Source organism: Mesorhizobium sp. M1A.T.Ca.IN.004.03.1.1 (assembly GCF_003997555.1).
Classification (GTDB): Bacteria; Pseudomonadota; Alphaproteobacteria; order Rhizobiales; family Rhizobiaceae; genus Mesorhizobium.
Genome location: NZ_RZTV01001179.1, coordinates 1 through 232, shown reverse-complemented (window position 1 = coordinate 232; position 232 = coordinate 1). Strand labels below are relative to the sequence as shown.

The following is a 232-nucleotide window of genomic DNA, read 5'->3' as shown; positions in this document are numbered from 1 at the left end:
CCACGACAGGGATGCCGGAAATGCTGTAGGATTTCATGAGCCCGAATGCATCGGCGGGCGTCGCATCGGGGCCGATCGTCACCGGATTGACGACCATGCCGCTTTCAAACTTCTTCACTTGCCGGACCTGCTCGGCCTGCTCGATCGGCGTCAGGTTGCGGTGAATGACACCGAGAGCCGCCTGGCGATCGCCATGGCCCAGGCCGGCGGCCTCGGGGTCATTCATCGCAAC

Annotated in this window: 1 protein-coding gene; it reads right to left on the bottom strand. The window is 63.4% G+C overall.

Features of this window, described 5'->3' with window-relative positions:
• Positions 1-232, bottom strand: a 232-nt coding sequence (locus tag EOD29_RS35400) for a CBS domain-containing protein (RefSeq protein WP_348630483.1), incomplete at both ends; no start/stop codon positions are given.